This is a genomic window from Vibrio rhodolitus (genome assembly GCF_003350325.1).
GTDB lineage: Bacteria > Pseudomonadota > Gammaproteobacteria > Enterobacterales > Vibrionaceae > Vibrio > Vibrio rhodolitus.
Genome location: NZ_QLYZ01000007.1, coordinates 90,132 through 110,929 on the forward strand (window position 1 = coordinate 90,132; position 20,798 = coordinate 110,929).

At 45.7% G+C, this 20,798-nt stretch carries 18 protein-coding genes; 11 read left to right on the plus strand and 7 right to left on the minus strand.

Annotation, left to right across the window (positions count from 1 at the left end):
• Positions 1 to 83 precede the first annotated feature (83 nt).
• A complete protein-coding gene (locus DPF93_RS09165; protein WP_114765901.1) occupies positions 84 to 533 on the minus strand; it encodes a DNA polymerase III subunit chi in 450 nt (149 codons plus the stop codon).
• Between the two features lie 111 nt (positions 534 to 644).
• The gene (gene pepA / locus DPF93_RS09170; protein ID WP_114765902.1) at positions 645 to 2,153 is read right to left on the minus strand and encodes a leucyl aminopeptidase; all 1,509 of its coding nucleotides are present in this window, start codon (positions 2,151 to 2,153) and stop codon (positions 645 to 647) included.
• 193 nt (positions 2,154 to 2,346) lie between these two features.
• Here pepA and lptF point away from each other — a divergent pair, with 193 nt between their 5' ends.
• Positions 2,347 to 3,450 (plus strand): LPS export ABC transporter permease LptF, encoded by a 1,104-nt coding sequence (lptF, locus tag DPF93_RS09175; protein WP_114765903.1) that lies wholly within the window; start codon positions 2,347 to 2,349, stop codon positions 3,448 to 3,450.
• 3 nt (positions 3,451 to 3,453) lie between these two features.
• Complete coding sequence (lptG, locus tag DPF93_RS09180) at positions 3,454 to 4,524, plus strand: LPS export ABC transporter permease LptG (RefSeq protein ID WP_114765904.1); 1,071 nt, start codon at positions 3,454 to 3,456, stop codon at positions 4,522 to 4,524.
• 52 nt (positions 4,525 to 4,576) lie between these two features.
• Here the strand turns inward: lptG and DPF93_RS21515 are convergent, their stop codons facing one another.
• A complete protein-coding gene (locus DPF93_RS21515) occupies positions 4,577 to 4,699 on the minus strand; it encodes a hypothetical protein (RefSeq protein ID WP_279628060.1) in 123 nt (40 codons plus the stop codon).
• Between the two features lie 145 nt (positions 4,700 to 4,844).
• Positions 4,845 to 5,732 carry a carboxylating nicotinate-nucleotide diphosphorylase gene (gene nadC / locus DPF93_RS09185; protein ID WP_114765905.1) on the minus strand — a complete coding sequence of 296 codons (888 nt, stop codon included), beginning with the start codon at positions 5,730 to 5,732 and terminating at the stop codon, positions 4,845 to 4,847.
• Between the two features lie 133 nt (positions 5,733 to 5,865).
• Between nadC and ampD the strand changes: the two genes are divergently transcribed.
• Positions 5,866 to 6,408 (plus strand): 1,6-anhydro-N-acetylmuramyl-L-alanine amidase AmpD, encoded by a 543-nt coding sequence (ampD, locus tag DPF93_RS09190; RefSeq protein ID WP_114765906.1) that lies wholly within the window; start codon positions 5,866 to 5,868, stop codon positions 6,406 to 6,408.
• Positions 6,409 to 6,562: 154 nt separating this feature from the next.
• On the opposite strand, the gene fldB is transcribed toward ampD, so the two are convergent.
• Positions 6,563 to 7,084, minus strand: coding sequence for a flavodoxin FldB (gene fldB, locus DPF93_RS09195; RefSeq protein WP_114765953.1), 522 nt, complete (start codon positions 7,082 to 7,084; stop codon positions 6,563 to 6,565).
• Positions 7,085 to 7,242: 158 nt separating this feature from the next.
• Between fldB and xerD the strand changes: the two genes are divergently transcribed.
• The 7 genes from xerD (at position 7,243) to lpdA (ending at position 18,235) form a co-directional block, all read left to right on the plus strand.
• Positions 7,243 to 8,151, plus strand: coding sequence for a site-specific tyrosine recombinase XerD (gene xerD, locus DPF93_RS09200; protein WP_114765907.1), 909 nt, complete (start codon positions 7,243 to 7,245; stop codon positions 8,149 to 8,151).
• 34 nt (positions 8,152 to 8,185) lie between these two features.
• Positions 8,186 to 8,932 carry a bifunctional protein-disulfide isomerase/oxidoreductase DsbC gene (gene dsbC / locus DPF93_RS09205; RefSeq protein WP_114765908.1) on the plus strand — a complete coding sequence of 249 codons (747 nt, stop codon included), beginning with the start codon at positions 8,186 to 8,188 and terminating at the stop codon, positions 8,930 to 8,932.
• A gap of 41 nt (positions 8,933 to 8,973) precedes the next feature.
• A complete protein-coding gene (recJ, locus tag DPF93_RS09210) occupies positions 8,974 to 10,713 on the plus strand; it encodes a single-stranded-DNA-specific exonuclease RecJ (RefSeq protein ID WP_114765909.1) in 1,740 nt (579 codons plus the stop codon).
• A gap of 395 nt (positions 10,714 to 11,108) precedes the next feature.
• A complete protein-coding gene (gene pdhR, locus DPF93_RS09215) occupies positions 11,109 to 11,876 on the plus strand; it encodes a pyruvate dehydrogenase complex transcriptional repressor PdhR (protein ID WP_114765910.1) in 768 nt (255 codons plus the stop codon).
• 49 nt (positions 11,877 to 11,925) lie between these two features.
• On the plus strand, positions 11,926 to 14,589 hold the full coding sequence (aceE, locus tag DPF93_RS09220) for a pyruvate dehydrogenase (acetyl-transferring), homodimeric type (RefSeq protein ID WP_114765911.1): 2,664 nt from the start codon (positions 11,926 to 11,928) through the stop codon (positions 14,587 to 14,589).
• A gap of 30 nt (positions 14,590 to 14,619) precedes the next feature.
• Complete coding sequence (gene aceF, locus DPF93_RS09225) at positions 14,620 to 16,536, plus strand: pyruvate dehydrogenase complex dihydrolipoyllysine-residue acetyltransferase (RefSeq protein WP_114765912.1); 1,917 nt, start codon at positions 14,620 to 14,622, stop codon at positions 16,534 to 16,536.
• Positions 16,537 to 16,804: 268 nt separating this feature from the next.
• Positions 16,805 to 18,235, plus strand: a complete 1,431-nt coding sequence (gene lpdA / locus DPF93_RS09230; protein ID WP_075649379.1) for a dihydrolipoyl dehydrogenase — start codon at positions 16,805 to 16,807, stop codon at positions 18,233 to 18,235.
• A 116-nt stretch (positions 18,236 to 18,351) separates the two neighbouring features.
• Here lpdA and DPF93_RS09235 read toward each other — a convergent pair whose 3' ends face one another.
• Entirely contained in the window at positions 18,352 to 18,966 is a 615-nt protein-coding gene (locus tag DPF93_RS09235) for a LuxR/HapR/OpaR family quorum-sensing transcriptional regulator (protein WP_114765913.1), read from the minus strand.
• 392 nt (positions 18,967 to 19,358) lie between these two features.
• Between DPF93_RS09235 and hpt the strand changes: the two genes are divergently transcribed.
• Entirely contained in the window at positions 19,359 to 19,889 is a 531-nt protein-coding gene (hpt, locus tag DPF93_RS09240) for a hypoxanthine phosphoribosyltransferase (protein ID WP_114765914.1), read from the plus strand.
• Between the two features lie 88 nt (positions 19,890 to 19,977).
• On the opposite strand, the gene can is transcribed toward hpt, so the two are convergent.
• Positions 19,978 to 20,646, minus strand: a complete 669-nt coding sequence (can, locus tag DPF93_RS09245) for a carbonate dehydratase (RefSeq protein WP_114765915.1) — start codon at positions 20,644 to 20,646, stop codon at positions 19,978 to 19,980.
• Positions 20,647 to 20,798 lie beyond the last annotated feature (152 nt).

Sequence of the window (20,798 nt, forward strand, 5' to 3'; positions counted from 1 at the left end):
TTCGAGGACTGGTTCTGGTTAATCATGGTCAATTCTTATAAGTGAACTCTCTGGAAGGAGAGCTTAACTATAAGGATTGACCGTTACGGATGTTCGATCTCGATCGTTTGCAGCTGGTAGCCAGCTTGACGGTAGATTTTATACCTTTCTCGTGCGAGCTGTTTAGCTTTTTCTTCGCAAGGGACGAAGTCTACCACTTGAGCAAACTTGTTCGCAAAGGTTGTCTCATTTTCCGCCAAATTAATTACCAATTGACGATTCCATGAGGGTCTAACCCTTTGATGACCGATTTCGATATTGGTGGCGTAGCGTGGTCCTTCACCAACGAGATTGTGGGCAATAAACTTATCTGCATCGACCTGCCAAAAAAGCTCTGCCATCGCCTCTGCATGACTTTTATCTTGGCAGTTTAAGTATACTTTAGCGCCTTGACGGGCAAAGTGCTGACTGAGAAAAAGCACATAGTCAGCAAACCCTGCGGTGGTTGCTTGTGGGCTGTCAGTTTTTACGATGTAGAAAGTTGCTGTTTGCATTGCCTGCTCGCTTGCCTTGCCGTTGCTTCATCCTAAAGCTCATTACCAAACATACGTTTGCTTGGTGTATTAAAAAAGGGCCTTGCGGCCCTTCTTAGTATGTTACAGAAATTATTCTTCTGTCTCTTGGCCGCTGCGGTTCAAAAGGAATTGGACTAGCATTGAGACTGGACGACCTGTCGAGCCTTTTGCTGCGCCTGATTTCCACGCTGTACCTGCGATATCAATGTGTGCCCAGTTGTACTTCTTAGCAAATTTAGACAAGAAGCAACCTGCGGTAATAGTACCGGCTGGACGACCACCGATGTTTGCCATATCTGCAAACGGGCTCTTTAGCTGCTCGTGGTATTCGTCAGCCATAGGTAGACGCCATGCACGATCGCTCGCTTGTTCAGAAGCATTAACTAGCTCGTGAGAAAGCGGGTTATGGTTTGAAAGTACACCACTGATATGGTGACCCAAAGCAATCACACACGCGCCCGTTAGTGTCGCCACGTCGATAACACAATCTGGTTCAAAGCGTTCAACGTAAGTTAATGCGTCACAAAGTACCAAGCGACCTTCTGCATCAGTGTTTAGCACTTCAACAGTTTGACCTGACATTGTTGTCAGAATGTCACCCGGACGGTAAGCATTGCTGCCTGGCATGTTTTCACAGCCTGCCAATACGCCGATCACGTTTAGCGGAAGGTTTAGCTTAGCAAGTGCTTTCATTGCACCGAAGACAGACGCTGCACCACACATGTCGTACTTCATCTCATCCATCGCTTCGCTTGGTTTGATTGAAATACCACCTGAATCGAACGTCAAACCTTTACCAATCAGTACGATTGGTTTGGCATCTGGATCTGGGTTGCCTTTGTACTCAATGATCGACATCATCGATTCATTTTTCGAACCACGACCTACTGCTAGGTATGAAGTCATACCCAGTTTTTCCATCTCTTGCTCACCAATAATTTTAGAGGTCACTGATTCATAGTCATCAGCTAGGCGACGAGCTTGAGAGGCAAGGTAGGCTGGGTTTGCTACATTTGGTGGCATGTTGCCAAGATCTTTGGATGCTTTTACGCCTGATGCGATAGCCAGACCGTGTGCGATAGCTCGCTCACCAAGGTTTAGTTCACGACGAGTTGGAACGTTGAATACCAGTTTACGTAGTGGGCGACGAGTTTCTGGCTTAACAGTTTTGAATTGGTCAAACGTGTATAAACCATCTTTAGTTGCTTCAACGGCTTGACGCACTTTCCAGTACGTATCACGACCTTTAACGTGTAGCTCAGTTAGGAAACATACCGCTTCCATTGAACCAGTCTCGTTAAGCGTATTGATGGTTTTTTGAATGATCTCTTTGTATTGACGTTCGCCAAGCTCACGCTCTTTACCGCAGCCAACCAAAAGCACGCGCTCAGATAGCACGCCCGGTACTTGATGCAATAGTAGCATCTGACCTGGTTTACCTTCTAGATCACCACGGCGAAGTAGTGAACTGATATAGCCATCGCTAATCTTATCTAGTTGTTCGGCAACTGGAGAAAGGCGACGTGGCTCGAATACGCCCACGACGATACAAGCGCTGCGTTGTTTCTCAGGGCTACCACTTTTTACACTGAACTCCATGCGTACTCCTACATCCTGAAGACAAATAGAACTAAATGTTAGATAATGCCTGCTTACTTGTTGATTCCTTAATCGGAACTACCTTTAAATTAGCACGCTAACACTTAGTTAGATATTTTAAAAAAATAAAGGGTTCAACGGGAAATTATAGTGATTCAATTAAAAAAACAAGTTTTGTATAGGTAATTTCAGCGTGATTATTGTTAGATATTTGATCCGCGAGACACTCAAAAGCCAATTTGCGATATTTTTTATCCTATTTCTGGTGTTTCTCAGTCAGAAATTGATTCGTGTTTTGGCCGAGGCGTCAGATGGTGAGATTCCAGCCGGATTAGTAATGCACTACGTTGGTTTGAGTATGCCATCGATGGGCTTATTAATGCTGCCTTTGAGTTTGTTCTTGGGGATCCTGCTCACCTTTGGGCGTCTGTATGCGGAAAGTGAAATTACCGTCATGAACGCAACGGGGATCGGCAACAAATTTTTGATCCGTGCTGCGCTCTACTTGGCTGTTATTACTGGCGCTGCTGCGGCATTTAATGCATTTGTGCTATCGCCATACAGCCAAGAGAAAATCATTCAATTAGAAGAGAAGATGCAAGCAGAGAACAGTGTTGATCTGCTGCAAAAAGGTCACTTTCAGGGCACGCCCGATGGCTCTTCGGTAGTTTTCATTGATGACATTGATGATGGGCAGCTAAAACATGTGTTTATCGCCCAGATGCGTCCACGTGATTCGATCTTGCCAAGTGTGGCTTTCTCGCAATCGGGTGAAGTGAAAGAGCTCAGTGATGGTCGCCAAGTGATCCGTATGTTCGATGGTACGCGTTATGAAGGTGTACCGACTCGAATTGATTACATGGTGACGCAGTTCGAGCAATACCAAGGTGTGATTGGTCAAAGTGAAGTGAAGCGTAAAGGACGTGATTGGGAAGCGATTCCAACCATGGATTTGATGAAAAATCCTGATCCGAAAGCGCAAGCTGAACTGCAATGGCGTATCTCTTTAGTGGTGTGTATTCCACTGCTGACGATGTTGGTCGTGCCGTTATCGGCGGTGAACCCTCGTCAGGGACGCTTTGCTAAAATGGGACCGGCTATTTTGATTTACCTTGCGTATTTCTTGGCGATCAGTGCGACCAAATCGGCACTAGAAGACGGTGCGATTCCGTCGATGGTCGGCATGTGGCCAATTAACTTTGCTCTGCTTGTGACCGCCATTGGTGTCAACTTGATGGACAGCATTCCAGTGCGACGCTTTAAAGATAAACTGAGACAAAAGAAGAAGGCAGCTTAAGTCGTGTTTAAGATTTTAGACCTTTATATTGGTAAAACGATCATCGCCACCACCTCGTTGGTGTTGGCGACGTTTGTCGGACTTTCTGCCATTATCAAATATGTTGAGCAGTTGCGTAAAGTTGGGCAGGGTAGTTACGACTTACTGCAAGCACTGCTGTATGTGGTGCTCAGTATCCCGCGTGATATCGAAATGTTCTTCCCAATGGCGGCATTACTTGGTGCACTGATTGGGCTTGGCATGCTGGCTTCAAGCTCTGAACTTGTGGTGATGCAAGCGGCAGGTTTTTCTAAGCTCGACATCGGCTTGTCAGTATTGAAAACCGCAGTACCGCTGATGATCATCGTTACCTTGCTTGGTCAATGGGGGGCGCCACAAGCGCAAAAAATGGCGCGTGACTTGCGCGCGTTTGCGACATCTAATGGTGCCATATTATCGGTGCGTACTGGGGTATGGGCGCGCGATGCCAACGACTTTATCTTTATCGGCAAGATTGAAAACGACAAACTGTATGGTTTAAACATGTGGCGTTTTGACAATCAGAAACAGCTACAAAACGTTTATTTTGCCAAAGAAGTCGAATACTCCAGCAATAATGAGTGGGTAATGAAAGATGTACAAGTCTCGCAAATGGATAATGAAGTGCAGCTGTCGAAAACCACATTACCTGAATATCGTTGGACGACATCTTTAGAGCCAGATAAGTTAGCGGTAGTAACGGTTAAACCAGAAGAGCTCTCTTTAAGTGGTTTGTATGATTATGTTGGCTATCTCAAAGCCTCTGAGCAAGATGCTTCTCGCTATGATTTGGCTTTCTGGCGTAAAGTGACTCAGCCATTCTCGATTGCCGTTATGATGCTGATGGCGTTGTCATTTATCTTTGGTCCGCTGCGTAGTGTGACTATGGGCGCGCGTATTTTGTCTGGCGTAGTAGCAGGTTTTACCTTCTATATTTCCAGCGAATTCTTTGGTCCTTTAAGTTTGGTATATAACATTCCGCCCGCATTTGGCGCGATCATGCCAAGCTTGGTGTTCCTCACCATTGCCATAATGCTGCTTCGACGTAAGCTTTAATTATCAAAACGCCCTCACATGAGGGCGTTTTTGCTTTCAAGCTTATCTGCGACTAATCAAAGTCACCATGTACTTTACGGTTCAGATCGTCTGCGACCGATTTCACCCCTTCATCGAATGTTGCACAGCCCGCTAGAGCTAAAAAGGTCAACACAACGGCAAGGTACTTTTTCATTTTAGATTCCTCAACTTCACAGCTGGCTATAGCTTAGCAAAGACTCACTTCACTATAGCTAAGCCCAATTGCAATACAACAAAAAGGCCACTCGCATGAGTAGCCTTAACAATTTCGATTTGGCGCGGTTAGAATTGCGTCGGCGTTATTTAAAACGCATCGAGAGATCCATCGCTTTCAGGTGTTTTGTCAAAGCACCAACCGAGATGTAATCCACGCCTGTTTCAGCGTACTCACGAATGGTTTCTAGAGTTACGTTGCCAGAGTTTTCTAGTGCCGCGCGACCAGCGTTAATAGCGACAGCTTCACGCATCATATCTGTGGTGAAGTTGTCGAGCATGATGATGTCTGCGCCTGCTTCAATCGCTTGTTTTAGCTCATCTAGGCTTTCAGTTTCAACTTCCACTGGTTTACCAGGGTTGAGCTCTTGTGCGGTTTTGATCGCTTGTGAGATGCCGCCGCAGGCAATAATGTGGTTTTCTTTAATTAGGTAGGCATCGAATACGCCAATACGGTGGTTGAAACCGCCACCACATGCTACCGCGTATTTTAGCGCGCTGCGCAGACCAGGAATGGTTTTACGCGTATCAAGCAGACGACACTCAGTACCTTCAAGCTGCTTCGCGTATTGTGCTGTCATTGTTGCACAGCCTGACAGGGTTTGGATGAAGTTCATCGCGTTGCGCTCACCGGTTAACAGTGCGCGAGCAGGGCCTGAAAGGGTGCACAATACTTGGTTTGGTTCAACTTTATCACCGTCTTGAACATGCCATTCAATCGTAACTTCACCACCCAGTTGTTTAAATACTTCATCAGCCCACGCTTGACCACAAAAAACGCCGTGCTCGCGAGTGATGATGGTTGCCTCGTTGTGCGCATCTGCAGGGATTAGACTTGCGGTAATATCGTTAGCAGCATCAAGTGTGCCACCTAAATCTTCTTTTAGCGTTTCGCTGACTGCTCGGGAAATCTCTAATGGCAGTTGCTGCTTCAAATATTCAAGACGCTCTTGGCTATTGTGTGTGTTTTTCATCGCAAATCTAATACGCAGTTGAACAGAGATGAGAATGATACGCTGACTGCGAGTGAAATTCAGCCATTAATCTCGCATTTTATTGGCAAAAAGTTAAAATTAGTGCCCATTATGGACAATGAGAAATAACCGGATGATTGATTCTCAAGGTTGGTATGAGCCAGCGCGCCATGTACCTTCGCCTTTTTTTGACCAACGCAGTGATAGCGAGGACATTTCGCTGTTGGTGATCCATAACATCAGTTTGCCGCCGGGGCAGTTTGGTGGTCCTTATATCGAGCAGTTTTTTCTTGGTAAATTGGACCCCGCAGAGCATCCGTTTTTTCAGGTGATCCACAAAATGGGCGTTTCCGCTCACTGCTTGATCCGCCGTGATGGTGAAGTAGTGCAGTTTGTGTCGTTTCTTGATAGGGCTTGGCACGCAGGTGCATCGAGCTTTGCTGGACGTGAGCGTTGCAATGATTATTCAATTGGAATTGAGATGGAAGGCAGTGACTATGTCGCTTATACCGATGAGCAATATCGAGCACTCACCACGCTGACTCAAGATTTAATGACTCACTACCCGCAGATCACGCTGCCGCGTATTACCGGGCATCAATATATTGCGCCGCTGAGAAAGACCGACCCGGGTTTGGTGTTTGATTGGACGAGGTATAGAGATGCGCTGCGCTAAGAATTGAGAATTGAGATCTGAGAAGCGAGACTTGAGAGGGAAAGAGTTTAGATGCGAGAGATCGAGGTTTTATGTCGCGAGTTTCCTCGCGACTCTCGAAGCTTGCGTTAAAACGCAAGCGTTCCCGACTCTCGCAGCGAAGCGTTCTCAAATCTTACAAAGATTCGTGATATTCCGTTAGCACTTGCTCAATCCAAGTGGCAATGCGCTCGTCACTGAGATCGTATTGCGAATCTTCATCCAGCGCTAAGCCAACAAACATGCTGCCGTCTTCAGTCAGTGCTTTTGAGGCTTCAAATTGATATTGCTCGTCGTTTGGCCAGTAGCCAATTACCGTTGCGCCAGCTTTTTTGACTTCATCGTGTAGAAGTCCCATCGCGTCAAGGTACCATTCGCCATAGCCTTCTTGATCGCCTAAACCAAACAGTGCCACGGTCTTACCTTGCAGGGAGACGCCGCCAATTGTGTCCCAAATTGCTTGCCAATCTTCTTGTATTTCACCGAAATCCCAAGTCGAAATACCTAGTAGCAGTAAGTCGTAGTCTGCCATTGTTTCTAATGGCGTTTGTTTTACATTGTGAATGTCGACCAACTCCTCACCAATGATAGCGCGCATCTTTTCTGCTGCCATTTCGGTGTAGCAAGTGGTGGAACCATAAAATAGACCGATTTTCATCATTGTGTATCTTTGTTGTTGAGCGGTTGGCGAATTCTAACCATAAATCGGCGAGCTTTGCAGCGAATATCGATGGTTAAATGGATTTTTTATGGCTTTATCTGCTGTATGCATTTACAGTGATAGTAACTATAGCCTCAAGAATTTTAAGAGTTGTTGTGTCAGAAATTATCTCGCCAGATCATGGTATTGTTGAGCAGTTCCTCGATTCGATGTGGATGGAGCGCGGGCTTTCAGAGAATACGCTCTCTTCTTATCGCACTGATTTAGTCAAGCTGCTGGCATGGATGCAAGAGCGCAATTATCGTCTAGATTTTATTAGTCTTTCCGGTTTGCAGGAGTATCAAACCTTTCTCGTTGACCAAGACTATAAACAAACTTCCCGTGCGCGCATGTTGTCGGCAATTCGTCGCTTATTTCAGTATTTGCACCGCGAGAAAATCCGCAGTGATGACCCAAGTGCTTTATTAGTCAGCCCTAAATTGCCTAAGCGCCTGCCGAAAGATTTGAGTGAAGCGCAAGTGGACGCGCTACTCAATGCACCCGATCCCAACGATGCGATGGAGCTGCGTGATAAAGCGATGTTAGAGCTGCTTTATGCGACAGGCTTACGTGTGACGGAATTAGTTAGCCTGACCATGGAAAATGTCAGCCTGCGCCAAGGCGTGGTGCGCGTAACCGGTAAAGGGGGCAAAGAGCGCTTGGTGCCAATGGGTGAGAATGCGGTGGAATGGATTGAAACTTTTATCCAACAAGGGCGGTCTGAGTTACTTGGGGAGCAAACCTCGGATGTGGTTTTTCCAAGTAAACGTGCGAGACAGATGACTCGTCAAACGTTTTGGCATCGTATAAAACACTATGCTGTTATTGCAGGGATTGATACTGAGCTGTTGTCACCCCATGTATTACGCCATGCGTTTGCGACTCACTTGCTAAACTATGGCGCAGATCTCCGTGTTGTGCAGATGTTACTAGGACATAGTGACTTGTCGACCACACAAATCTATACTCACGTCGCAACCGAGCGATTAAAGCAGTTGCACAGCGAGCACCACCCAAGGGCATAAGTCCTTGCTTTGGAAACTATTGAAGGTGAAAACAATGAGCGTATTACGCCGAATGACATTACTTGCGCTGCCACTTCTAGCAGTGTCTTCTTTTGCTAGCGCGAGTACAGAAAGTGATTTTAACAAAGCTGAGCTAGCTGAGCGTTTTGCAAAGCTAGGCTTACAAGTAAATGACGTAGTACCTGCAGACATCAAAGGTTTAGTGGAAGTTCAAACCAATGGCGGTGTGCTGTTTGCTTCTCCTGACGGTCAATACTTCTTGGCAGGTACTTTGTACCAGCTGGATCAAAATGGTCAGTACAAAGATGTATTGGCAGAGCGCCAAGCGCCAATCAATGCCGCTAAAATTGAAGCGCTGAAAGACTCAACGATTGAGTTTAAAGCGGACAATGAAAAATATGTGGTGACGGTATTTACCGATATCACCTGTGGCTACTGCGTGAAACTGCACAATGAGATTCAAGGCTATAACGACTTGGGTATTACCGTGCGTTATATGGCTTTCCCTCGCCAAGGTGGTGCGGGTAGCGTGGCGGATCAAATGGCATCTATTTGGTGTGCAGATGATCAGCAAGCGGCGATGCACGACGGTAAAGTAAACCGTAAATTCCCGGCAAAAAGTGCAAACTTTAAACAGTGCCAAGAGACGATCCAAAAGCACTACATGCTAGGTCGTGAACTGGGTATTAGCGGCACGCCAGCTATCTTCTTGCCAAGCGGTGAGATGGTGGGTGGTTACCTGCCACCAGAGCAGTTACTGAAACGACTAGAACAGAAATAACCTAAGGAAATAGGCTCGATAGAGCCTATTTTTATTTTGATATGATAGAAATTCAACGCCGTCCAGAGCAAGACACATCACTGCTACCTGACACCATCGCGCCGCTGCTAAAACGCATCTACTTGTCGCGTGGGATTACTTCCGTCGAGCAGCTCGAAACAGGGGCTCGCGGTTTGCACTCATTCCAAAAACTACACGGCATTCAACTCGCGGTGGAATTACTGTTTGCCGCAATAAAAACTAATCAGCGTATTATCGTGGTCGGCGATTTTGATGCCGATGGTGCTACAAGTTCAGCTTTGTCGGTGCTGGCTTTGCGTATGCTGGGCAGCAGTAATGTCGACTACCTCGTGCCGAATCGCTTTGAAGATGGTTATGGCTTAAGTCCTGAAGTGGTTGATCAAGCCATCGAGATTGGTGCGCAAGTGATTATGACGGTGGATAACGGCGTCTCTTCGATAGAGGGGGTGCGTTATGCCAAAGAGAAGGGCTTGCAAGTTCTAGTGACCGATCACCACTTGCCGGGTGCAGAGTTACCTATCGCCGATGCGATGGTAAACCCGAACTTACAAGAGTGTGCTTTTCCCTCTAAATCACTGGCAGGTGTAGGCGTTGCTTTTTATCTGATGATGGCTTTGTGCGTACACATGCGAAATGTGGGCTGGTTCCAGCAGCAAGGTAAACCAGAACCTAAGTTAATGGAGCTGATCGACCTCGTTGCGCTGGGCACGGTCGCCGACGTAGTGGCCCTTGATGAAAACAATCGCATTCTGGTTCATCAAGGCTTACAACGCATTCGTGCGGGTCATGCTCGTCCGGGTATTCAAGCTTTGATTGAAGTGGCTAAAAAAGACGCCAGCCGTTTAGTGGCTTCTGACTTTGGGTTTGCTCTTGGCCCTCGAATTAATGCCGCGGGTCGTTTAGATGACATGTCGTTTGGCGTGGAGCTTTTGCTAAGTAATAACATTCATGCCGCGCGCCGTATGGCGAGTGAATTAGATGGTCTTAATCAAACTCGTAAAGAGATTGAAGAGGGCATGAAGCAAGAAGCAATGGCTTTTTGTGAGCGCTTACAGTTTGGTGAAAATGCCAAATTACCGTTTGGATTGGTATTGTTCCAACGCGATTGGCACCAAGGTGTGATAGGGATTTTAGCTTCGCGCATCAAAGAGAAGTTTCACCGCCCAGTAATCGCTTTTGCCGATGGTGGTGATGGCATCATTAAAGGTTCGTGCCGCTCAATTCCTGGTTTGCACATGCGTGATACGCTGGATAGGATTGATACGCAAAATCCTGGATTGATCTTAAAATTTGGCGGTCACGCGATGGCGGCAGGTTTATCCATTGAAGAGAAACACTTTGAACGCTTTGCCAAATTGTTTGATCAGGCAGTTGAAAGCGAATTGGATGAAGCGGCATTAAAAGGGGTTATCCTCTCTGACGGCGAGCTTAAGCCTGAAGAATTTTCTATGCATGTCGCTCAGATGCTGAGAGCGGGTGGACCTTGGGGACAAGCCTTCCCTGAGCCGGTGTTTGATGGTGAATTTAAAGTGCTGCATCAGAAACTGGTTGGTGAAAAACATCTTAAGTTGATGTTGGAGCCGCTGTTTAAAGGCCATCCAACCAACATTATGATTGATGGTATTGCTTTTAATGTTGATTTACGCCGTTGGCCTGATGCTTCGGTAAAAACCGTGCATCTGGCTTATAAACTTGATGTTAATGAGTTCCGAGGTAATCAATCTCTGCAGTTGTTGATTGACGCTATCGAAGCTAAGTAAGCATTAGAAATACAACGTCTTATTTTATATAGGGCGTTGTATTTTATATAAAAATACAGTGTAAACTAGAGTGTAACCCCTATTTGTTGCAAAAGTGGCATTACTTTTCTTTTCAAAATAAGCATATAAATTTCAACATTTCTTCATTTTTTCATAAAACTTACCAATTATAGCGTGATCGCTAGCACGCCTTATTCCCACCTGTTTATATTTTGTAATTGGTAAGACCAATCTCATTGCTCGATCTATTAACTATTGTTAATTATTGGTTACGGTAACCCCCATTCTATGATTTACATCAATTTTTGGCTGGAACTTGCTGCGTGGATATGTTAATTTCTACGCCATTGAAAATTGGTATTACCAATTACCTGCAAAGGAAAACTATAAAAAGTATGGCTTATCAAAGGATTCGTCAGCCAAAGCTCTCTGATGTTATTGAACAAGAGCTTGAAAGGTTGATTGTAGAAGGAACATTGTCTCCGGGGCAGCAGTTGCCACCCGAGCGCGAGCTGGCTAAACAGTTCGATGTTTCCCGTCCTTCGATTCGTGAAGCCATTCAGAGACTGGAAGCAAAACGACTGCTAACCCGTCGTCAGGGGGGTGGTACGTTCGTCAGTGAGAAGATTTGGACGAGTTTTTCCGATCCTCTGCTAAATTTATTGTCTAGCCACTCTGAAACTCAGCTGGATTTACTGGAATCGCGTCATGCGATGGAAGGCATTTCAGCGTACTTTGCAGCTCTGCGTGGTACCGATGAAGATTTTGCTCGTATTCAAGCCGCGCTCGAAAACATTAGCGCAGAACAAGTAAAGCAAGATGTTGAAGCAGAAGCCGCAGCGGTGATGCAGTTTCTTATTGCACTGACAGAAGCCGCCCATAACGTGGTGTTGCTGCATATCGTGCGCAGCCTTGCTCCTTTGCTCGAGCAGAACATTCTACAGAATTTAAAATTACTACATCGCCGTGAAGAGGTGGTGGAGAAAGTAAGTAAGCACCGAGCTAATATCGTGGATGCGATTGTTTCAGGCGAGCCAGAACAGGCACGTGAAATGTCTCACTCACACTTAGCTTATATTGAAGAAACATTGTTGGATTTGACTCGTGAAGAGTCTCGACGAGAGCGCTCTCTGCGTCGAATTCAGCAAGGTAACAACTCATAAGAGTTGTTGCTTAAATCAGTAGATCCAACCAACAGAAGGATAGATCGCCATGTCTGATATGAAGCATGACGTAGATGCACTGGAAACTCAAGATTGGCTAGAAGCACTTGAGTCAGTGGTACGTGAAGAAGGTGTTGAGCGTGCACAATTTCTACTAGAAACCGTTCTAGAGAAAGCACGTCTTGATGGTGTAGATATGCCAACAGGTATCAATACTAACTACATCAACACGATTCCAGCCGCTCAAGAGCCGGCTTACCCAGGTGACACCACGCTCGAGCGTCGTATTCGTTCAATCATCCGTTGGAACGCAATCATGATCGTTCTACGTGCTTCTAAGAAAGACCTAGACCTAGGTGGTCACATGGCTTCTTACCAGTCAGCAGCAGCGTTTTACGAAGTGTGTTTCAACCACTTCTTCCGCGCAGCGAACGACGTAGACGGCGGCGACTTGGTTTACTACCAAGGTCACATCTCTCCAGGGATCTACTCTCGTGCTTTCGTTGAAGGTCGTCTAACTGAAGAGCAACTAGACAACTTCCGTCAAGAAGTGGATGGTAAAGGTATTCCTTCATACCCACACCCTAAACTGCTTCCTGAATTCTGGCAGTTCCCTACGGTATCTATGGGTCTTGGTCCTATCTCTGCGATCTACCAAGCTCGTTTCCTAAAATACCTAGAAGGTCGTGGTCTTAAAGACACTTCAGCTCAACGTGTATACGCTTTCCTTGGCGACGGTGAGATGGATGAGCCAGAATCACGCGGCGCACTATCGTTTGCAGCTCGTGAAAAGCTAGACAACCTATGTTTCCTAATCAACTGTAACCTACAGCGTCTAGATGGTCCTGTAATGGGTAACGGTAAGATCATTCAAGAACTTGAAGGTCTATTCAAAGGTGCAGGTTGGAACGTAGTGAAAGTAATCTGGGGTAACAACTGGGATTCACTACTAGCAAAAGATACCTCTGGTAAGCTACTACAGCTTATGAACGAGACTATCGATGGCGACTACCAAACGTTCAAATCTAAAGATGGTGCTTACGTACGTGAACACTTCTTTGGCAAGTACCCAGAAACAGCGGCACTTGTAGCAGACATGACAGATGACGAGATCTTCGCACTTAAGCGTGGCGGTCACGATTCATCTAAACTATTCGCGGCATTCAACAACGCGAAAGAGACTCAAGGCAAACCAACTGTAATCCTAGCGAAAACCATTAAAGGTTACGGCATGGGTGACGCAGCAGAAGGCAAGAACATCGCGCACGGTGTGAAGAAAATGGACATGACTCATGTTCAACACCTACGTGATCGCCTAGGTCTACAAGATCTAATTTCAGACGAAGAAATGAAAAACCTTCCATACCTAAAACTGGAAGAAGGTTCGGCTGAATACAACTACCTACACGGTCGTCGTCAAGCGCTACTAGGTTACACGCCTAAGCGTCTACCGAAGTTCACTGGTGAATTCCAAGTGCCAGCACTGGAAGAGTTTGCTCCGCTACTTGATGAGCAAAAACGTGAAATTTCAACCACGATGGCATACGTACGTACGCTAAACATCCTGCTTAAGAACAAGCAAATCGGTAAGAACATCGTTCCTATCATCTGTGACGAAGCACGTACGTTTGGTATGGAAGGTCTATTCCGTCAGATTGGTATCTACAACCCACACGGTCAAGAATACACTCCAGAAGACCGCGGCGTAGTGTCTTACTACAAAGAAGCAACTTCTGGTCAAGTTCTACAAGAAGGTATCAACGAGCTAGGCTCAATGGCATCTTGGGTTGCGGCTGCAACATCTTACAGCACCAACAACCTGCCAATGATCCCATTCTACATCTACTACTCAATGTTTGGTTTCCAACGTGTAGGTGATATGGCATGGCTAGCTGGCGACCAACAAGCGCGTGGCTTCCTACTAGGTGCTACAGCTGGTCGTACGACACTAAACGGTGAAGGTCTACAGCACGAAGATGGTCACTCGCACATCATGGCGGGCACGGTTCCTAACTGTATTTCTTACGACCCAACGTTCGCATACGAACTAGCAGTTATCATGCAAGACGGTATCCGTCGCATGTACGGTGAGAACCAAGAGAATGTGTTCTACTACCTAACGCTAATGAACGAAAACTACGCAATGCCAGCAATGCCAGAAGGCGCTGAAGAAGGCATCCGTAAGGGTATTTACAAGCTAGAAACTTACGCAGGTTCAAAGGCGAAAGTTCAGCTAATGAGCTCTGGTACTATCATGAATGAAGTACGTAAAGCAGCTCAAATCCTAAGCGAAGATTACGGCGTAGCGTCTGATGTTTACTCAGTAACATCATTCAACGAACTAACTCGTGACGGTCAAGATGCAGAGCGCTTCAATATGCTTCACCCAGAAGCGGAAGCGAAAGTACCTTACATCACAACTGTACTTGGTAAAGAGCCTGCAATCGCAGCGACTGACTACATGAAGAACTACGCAGAGCAAGTACGTGCGTTCGTTCCTGCTGAGTCTTACAAAGTACTGGGTACTGACGGTTTTGGTCGCTCAGACAGCCGCGACAACCTACGTCGTCACTTCGAAGTGAATGCAGGTTACGTCGTAGTTGCAGCCCTAACTGAACTAATGAAACGTGGTGAAGTTGAGAAATCAGTAGTTGTTGAAGCGATTAAGAAATTCGACATCGACACTGAAAAAACTAACCCGCTATACGCATAAGACAACGCTTAAGTAAAAGGTAGATAAGCAATGGCAATCGAAATTAATGTACCAGACATCGGTGCGGATGAGGTTGAAGTTACTGAGATTCTTGTAAGCGTTGGCGACAAGGTTGAAGAAGAGCAGTCTCTAATCACTGTAGAAGGCGACAAGGCTTCTATGGAAGTTCCAGCTTCTCAAGCTGGTATCGTGAAAGAAATCAAAGTTGCTGAAGGCGACAAGGTTTCTACCGGTTCTCTAATCATGATCTTCGAAGAGGCAGGCTCTCCTGCTGAAGGTGCCGCTGAAGCGGCTCCTGTATCAGCTCCTCAAGCAGCAGCGGCAGCGCCTGCGGCGTCTGTAGCAAACGAGCTTAAAGAAGTTCATGTTCCAGATATCGGCGGTGATGAAGTTGAAGTTACTGAAATCATGGTAGCGATCGGCGACAGCATCGAAGAAGAACAATCTCTAATCACTGTAGAAGGCGACAAGGCTTCTATGGAAGTTCCAGCACCATTCGCTGGCGTACTAAAAGAGATCAAAGTAGCTGCAGGCGATAAAGTATCGACTGGTTCACTAATCATGGTATTTGAAGTGGCAGGTTCAGGCGCAGTAGCGGCTCCTGTTGCAGCAGAAGCAGCACCTGCAGCGGCTCCAGTAGCGGCGTCTGCTAAAGAAGTGAACGTTCCAGATATCGGCGGCGACGAAGTTGAAGTAACCGAAATCATGGTTGCAGTTGGCGATACAGTAGAAGAAGAGCAATCTCTAATCACTGTTGAAGGCGACAAAGCTTCTATGGAAGTACCAGCACCATTTGCTGGTACCGTTAAAGAGATTAAGATTGCAGCTGGCGATAAAGTGTCAACTGGCTCACTAATCATGGTATTTGAAGTTGCAGGTGCAGCGCCAGTTGCGGCTCCAGTGGCAGCAGCTCCAGTAGCACAAGCGGCAGCACCAGCAGCGGCCGCTGCGGCGGACCGTCCAAAAGCTGAAGCTCCGGTAGCAGCACCATCGGCAAACGACTTCCAAGAGAACAACGAGTACGCTCATGCTTCTCCAGTAGTTCGTCGCCTAGCGCGTGAATTTGGCGTTAACCTTTCTAAGGTTAAAGGTTCTGGTCGTAAGAGCCGTATCCTGAAAGAAGATGTGCAAAACTACGTGAAAGAAGCACTTAAGCGTCTTGAGTCTGGTGCAGCAGCATCTGGTAAAGGTGACGGCAGCGCTCTTGGTCTACTACCATGGCCAAAAGTTGACTTCAGCAAGTTTGGTGAAACAGAAGTTCAGCCTCTATCTCGCATTAAGAAGATCTCTGGCGCGAACCTGCACCGTAACTGGGTGATGATCCCACACGTTACTCAATGGGATAACGCAGACATCACTGAGCTAGAAGCGTTCCGTAAAGAGCAAAATGCGATTGAAGCGAAGAACGACACTGGTATGAAGATCACGCCACTTGTGTTCATCATGAAAGCAGCAGCGAAAGCACTAGAAGCATTCCCAGCGTTCAACTCTTCTCTATCAGAAGACGGTGAGAGCCTAATTCTGAAGAAATACGTGAACATCGGTATTGCAGTAGATACACCAAACGGTCTAGTTGTTCCTGTATTTAAAGACGTGAACAAGAAAGGCATCTACGAGCTATCTCGTGAGCTTGCTGAAGTATCGAAGAAAGCACGTGCAGGTAAACTGACTGCGGCTGACATGCAAGGTGGCTGTTTCACTATCTCTAGCCTAGGTGGTATCGGCGGTACTGCATTTACGCCAATCGTAAATGCACCAGAAGTTGGTATCCTTGGTGTGTCTAAGTCTGAAATGAAGCCAGTTTGGAACGGTAAAGAGTTTGAACCTCGCCTACAACTGCCACTATCTCTATCATACGACCACCGTGTGATCGATGGTGCGGAAGGTGCGCGTTTCATTACTTTCCTAAACGGTGCGCTATCAGACATCCGTCGTCTAGTTCTTTAATTTAGACAAGACGAACGAGAGGCGGCATTATTGCCGCCTCAATTAACACTATTACCTGACAATTGGATTAAATACCTACTCAATGTGTGAGTATGTAAGGTCGAATTGCTGTCTAGCTCACAGGCTAAATTGATTTACTTTTCACATCGTTAACATCTCTGTAAAATATTGACGGTCTGAAAAACTGTTTAAAACAAGCAAAAAAGTTTGAACACATAACATCAATACCCATTCAGCCTGTTAGGGATAATGACTACAAGAGGTCAAAATGAGCAAAGAAATTAAAGCCCAAGTTGTTGTACTTGGTTCTGGTCCTGCTGGTTACTCTGCTGCATTCCGTTGTGCAGACTTAGGTCTAGAGACTGTACTGGTTGAGCGTTACAGCACTCTTGGTGGTGTATGTCTTAACGTAGGTTGTATCCCATCAAAAGCACTACTGCACGTATCTAAAGTTATCGAAGAAGCAAAAGCGATGGCTGAGCATGGTGTTGTGTTTGGTGAGCCACAAACTGACATCAGCAAAATCCGTATCTGGAAAGAAAAAGTTGTTAATCAGCTGACTGGCGGTCTAGCTGGTATGGCGAAAATGCGTAACGTAACAGTGGTTAACGGTTACGGTAAATTCACTGGTCCTAACTCAATCCTAGTTGAGGGTGAAGGTGAGTCTACAGTTGTTAACTTCGACAACGCGATCGTTGCGGCGGGTTCTCGTCCAATTAAACTACCATTTATCCCACATGAAGACCCACGTATTTGGGATTCAACTGACGCGCTTGAGCTAAAAGAAGTACCAGAAAAACTTCTTATCATGGGTGGTGGTATCATCGGTCTAGAGATGGGTACGGTTTACCACTCGCTAGGTTCGAAAGTGGATGTGGTTGAGATGTTCGACCAAGTTATCCCAGCTGCGGATAAAGACATCGTTAAAGTATTCACTAAGCGTATCGAGAAGAAATTCAACTTGATGCTAGAGACCAAAGTAACGGCAGTTGAAGCGAAAGAAGATGGTATCTACGTTTCAATGGAAGGCAAGAAAGCACCAGCAGAAGCTGAGCGCTACGATGCAGTTCTAGTTGCTATCGGTCGTGTGCCAAACGGTCTGTTGATCGATGGTGAGAAAGCGGGTCTTGAAATCGACGAACGCGGCTTTATCAACGTTGATAAACAAATGCGCACTAACGTACCGCACATCTTCGCTATCGGTGACATCGTTGGTCAACCAATGCTTGCGCACAAAGGTGTGCATGAAGGTCACGTAGCTGCAGAAGTTATTTCTGGTAAGAAGCACTACTTCGATCCTAAAGTTATTCCTTCAATCGCTTACACTGAGCCAGAAGTGGCATGGGTTGGTAAGACTGAGAAAGAAGCAAAAGCAGAAGGCATCAACTACGAAGTGGCAACATTCCCATGGGCAGCTTCAGGTCGTGCAATCGCATCTGACTGCGCTGACGGTATGACTAAGCTTATCTTTGATAAAGAGACTCACCGTGTTATTGGTGGTGCTATCGTTGGTACTAACGGTGGTGAACTACTAGGTGAAATCGGTCTAGCGATCGAGATGGGTTGTGATGCGGAAGATATCGCTCTAACAATCCACGCTCACCCAACGCTACACGAGTCTGTTGGTCTTGCGGCTGAAGTGTTTGAAGGTTCAATTACTGACCTGCCAAACAAGAAAGCTGTGAAGAAGAAAAAGTAAATACTCTTCTTTGAGCTAGATTTTAAAACCGCTGAGTAATCAGCGGTTTTTTTGTATCTGAACAGGAATAAAAAAAGCTGATGTTTTCACATCAGCTTTCGTCATTACAACAAATGTTACTCGGCGGTTTTGTAGATGCACAGCATATTTAGATAGCTATCTGCGAGTTTGACCAGTTCGCTATGCTCACGACTACGGTTGGCTTGAACGAACAGTGAGTAACAGATGCCATGGAATAGCGTTGCCAAATCTTCAGAGTCATGTTCATCACACACTTCACCACGCTCTTGCGCTTTGATAAACATGTTTTTGACTAACAGTTGGTTGGTGCGATTAGTGCTAACAAACAAAGGCCACACTTCGTCACGAGTTGATGCGCTCCACTCAAACCACACTTTCAGCCATTCACAGTCTTGTGCAATCAGATCAAGCATGGCACCTGTGATATTTTCTAGGTTCTCTTTTGCATGCAGATCAAGGTCGATATTGTCTGATAAGAAATTTGAGAATTGGCGAACTACGTAGTTCAACACATCATCAACTAGGTCTTCACGGGTAGGGAAGTAGTTAAATACAGTGGCTACTGATACTTGTGCTATTTCGGCGATGTCAGCATGACCGCCACGACCGATACCACGGCGAGCAAACACCTCTAGTGAGATGTCCATTAATTGTTGCTTACGCTTTTTGGGAGAAAGACGCGTCCTTGGTCTTTTTGCTATAGAGTCCATATTTTATTCCTTGCCAATAGAGTTGATACCTTCCATGCGTTCAACGCATCTTGACTATAAGTTCTTATCTTGACGGCTTAATTAAAGATTGGAACTGACCAAGAGAGAGAACGATTTCAGGATGATTGGGCTTTGCCCTAATAATTATTTTATTAATTGCATATTGCGTTTATGAGTGTAATGGTGCATATGCATGGGGTCAATGATTTCAGTATATTTAATAATCACATTTGTTATTAACGTGCGAAAGGTCATATTGTTTATGGGGCTTAATGAAAACTCTTGGTGTAGGATCTTTTCTTCCTCGAAGGCAGTGCTAAACTACGCGTTCGAAAAATTGTCAGGGTTTGGTCTACTATTAGCCAAATGCTGAAACAACAAACGAGAATGGTATGAAACACACAGTAGAAGTAATGATTTCTGAGCAGGAAGTTCAGGAACGTGTACGTGAACTAGGTAAGCAGATCACTGAGCACTACCAAGGTAGTGAAGATCTGGTATTGGTGGGGCTACTTCGCGGCTCATTTGTATTTATGGCAGATTTAGCGCGTGCGATTGACCTAACTCACCAAGTCGACTTTATGACGGCGTCTAGTTACGGTAATACCATGGAAAGCTCACGTGACGTACGTATCTTGAAAGATCTTGATGATGACATCAAAGGTAAAGACGTTCTTTTAGTTGAAGATATTATCGATACTGGTAACACGTTGGCGAAAGTAAAAGAGATCTTGTCTTTGCGCGAGCCTAAATCTATCGAGATTTGTACGTTACTCGACAAACCATCACGTCGCGAAGTGGATGTACCAGTACAGTGGGTTGGTTTTGAGATCCCAGATGAGTTTGTTGTTGGCGTTGGTATCGACTACGCGCAGAAATACCGTCACCTGCCTTACATTGGCAAAGTGGTACCACAGGAATAATCCGGTACCTACAATGATAAAAACCCATCGCATGACGATGGGTTTTTTAATTCTTGCCGTTAGAGTCGATTCAGCGTTAGCGCTTAGATTAGCGACAAAGCAGTTGATGCTCTGGGTTAAGGATCTTATCCAGTGCCGTTTGGTAAGAGGCTTCAACGGTCTCTGCTGAGTGTGAACGGATGCCGAGATATTCTAAGCGACCATCTTCAATACCATAAACCACACCATGAATTTCCACTTCCTGACCGCGCTCCCAAGCATTTTGCATAATGGTTGAATTACCAAGGTTATACACTTGCTCTGCAACGTTGAGCTCGGACAATTTGTCGGCTTTATCCGATTCTGGCATCTGATCTAAGTAGTTGCGATGTTTGAAGTAGATATCGCGAATATGCAGCAGCCAGTTATTAATTAGACCTAGATTAGGGTTTTCAATCGCTGCATTAACACCACCACAGCCGTAGTGGCCACAAATTATGATGTGTTTGATTTTGAGTACATCAACCGCGTATTGAACAACAGAAAGGCAGTTTAGATCGGTATGAATAACAAGGTTGGCAACATTACGGTGAACAAAGAGTTCGCCAGAGAAAAGACCGGTAAGTCGCTCGGCAGGGACGCGACTGTCAGAACAGCCAATCCAAAGAAAATCTGGTTTCTGTCCTTCGGCAAGCTTAGCAAAATATTCCGGTCGTTCTGATTTGATTTCTTCCGACCACTTGGAGTTGTTGTCGAAGAGCTGTTTGATTTGCGGCATGGTTGTCGTATATCCCTAAAGTTTCTAGGCGATAATATACACAATGTTACAAATTCAATCCCGTTAAAAATGCGTAATGCGGCACTCATCTGACTTGTTATTGCGGTAAAAGACATAAACTTGGCTGCAAAATTTATTACTCAACCAGCTGA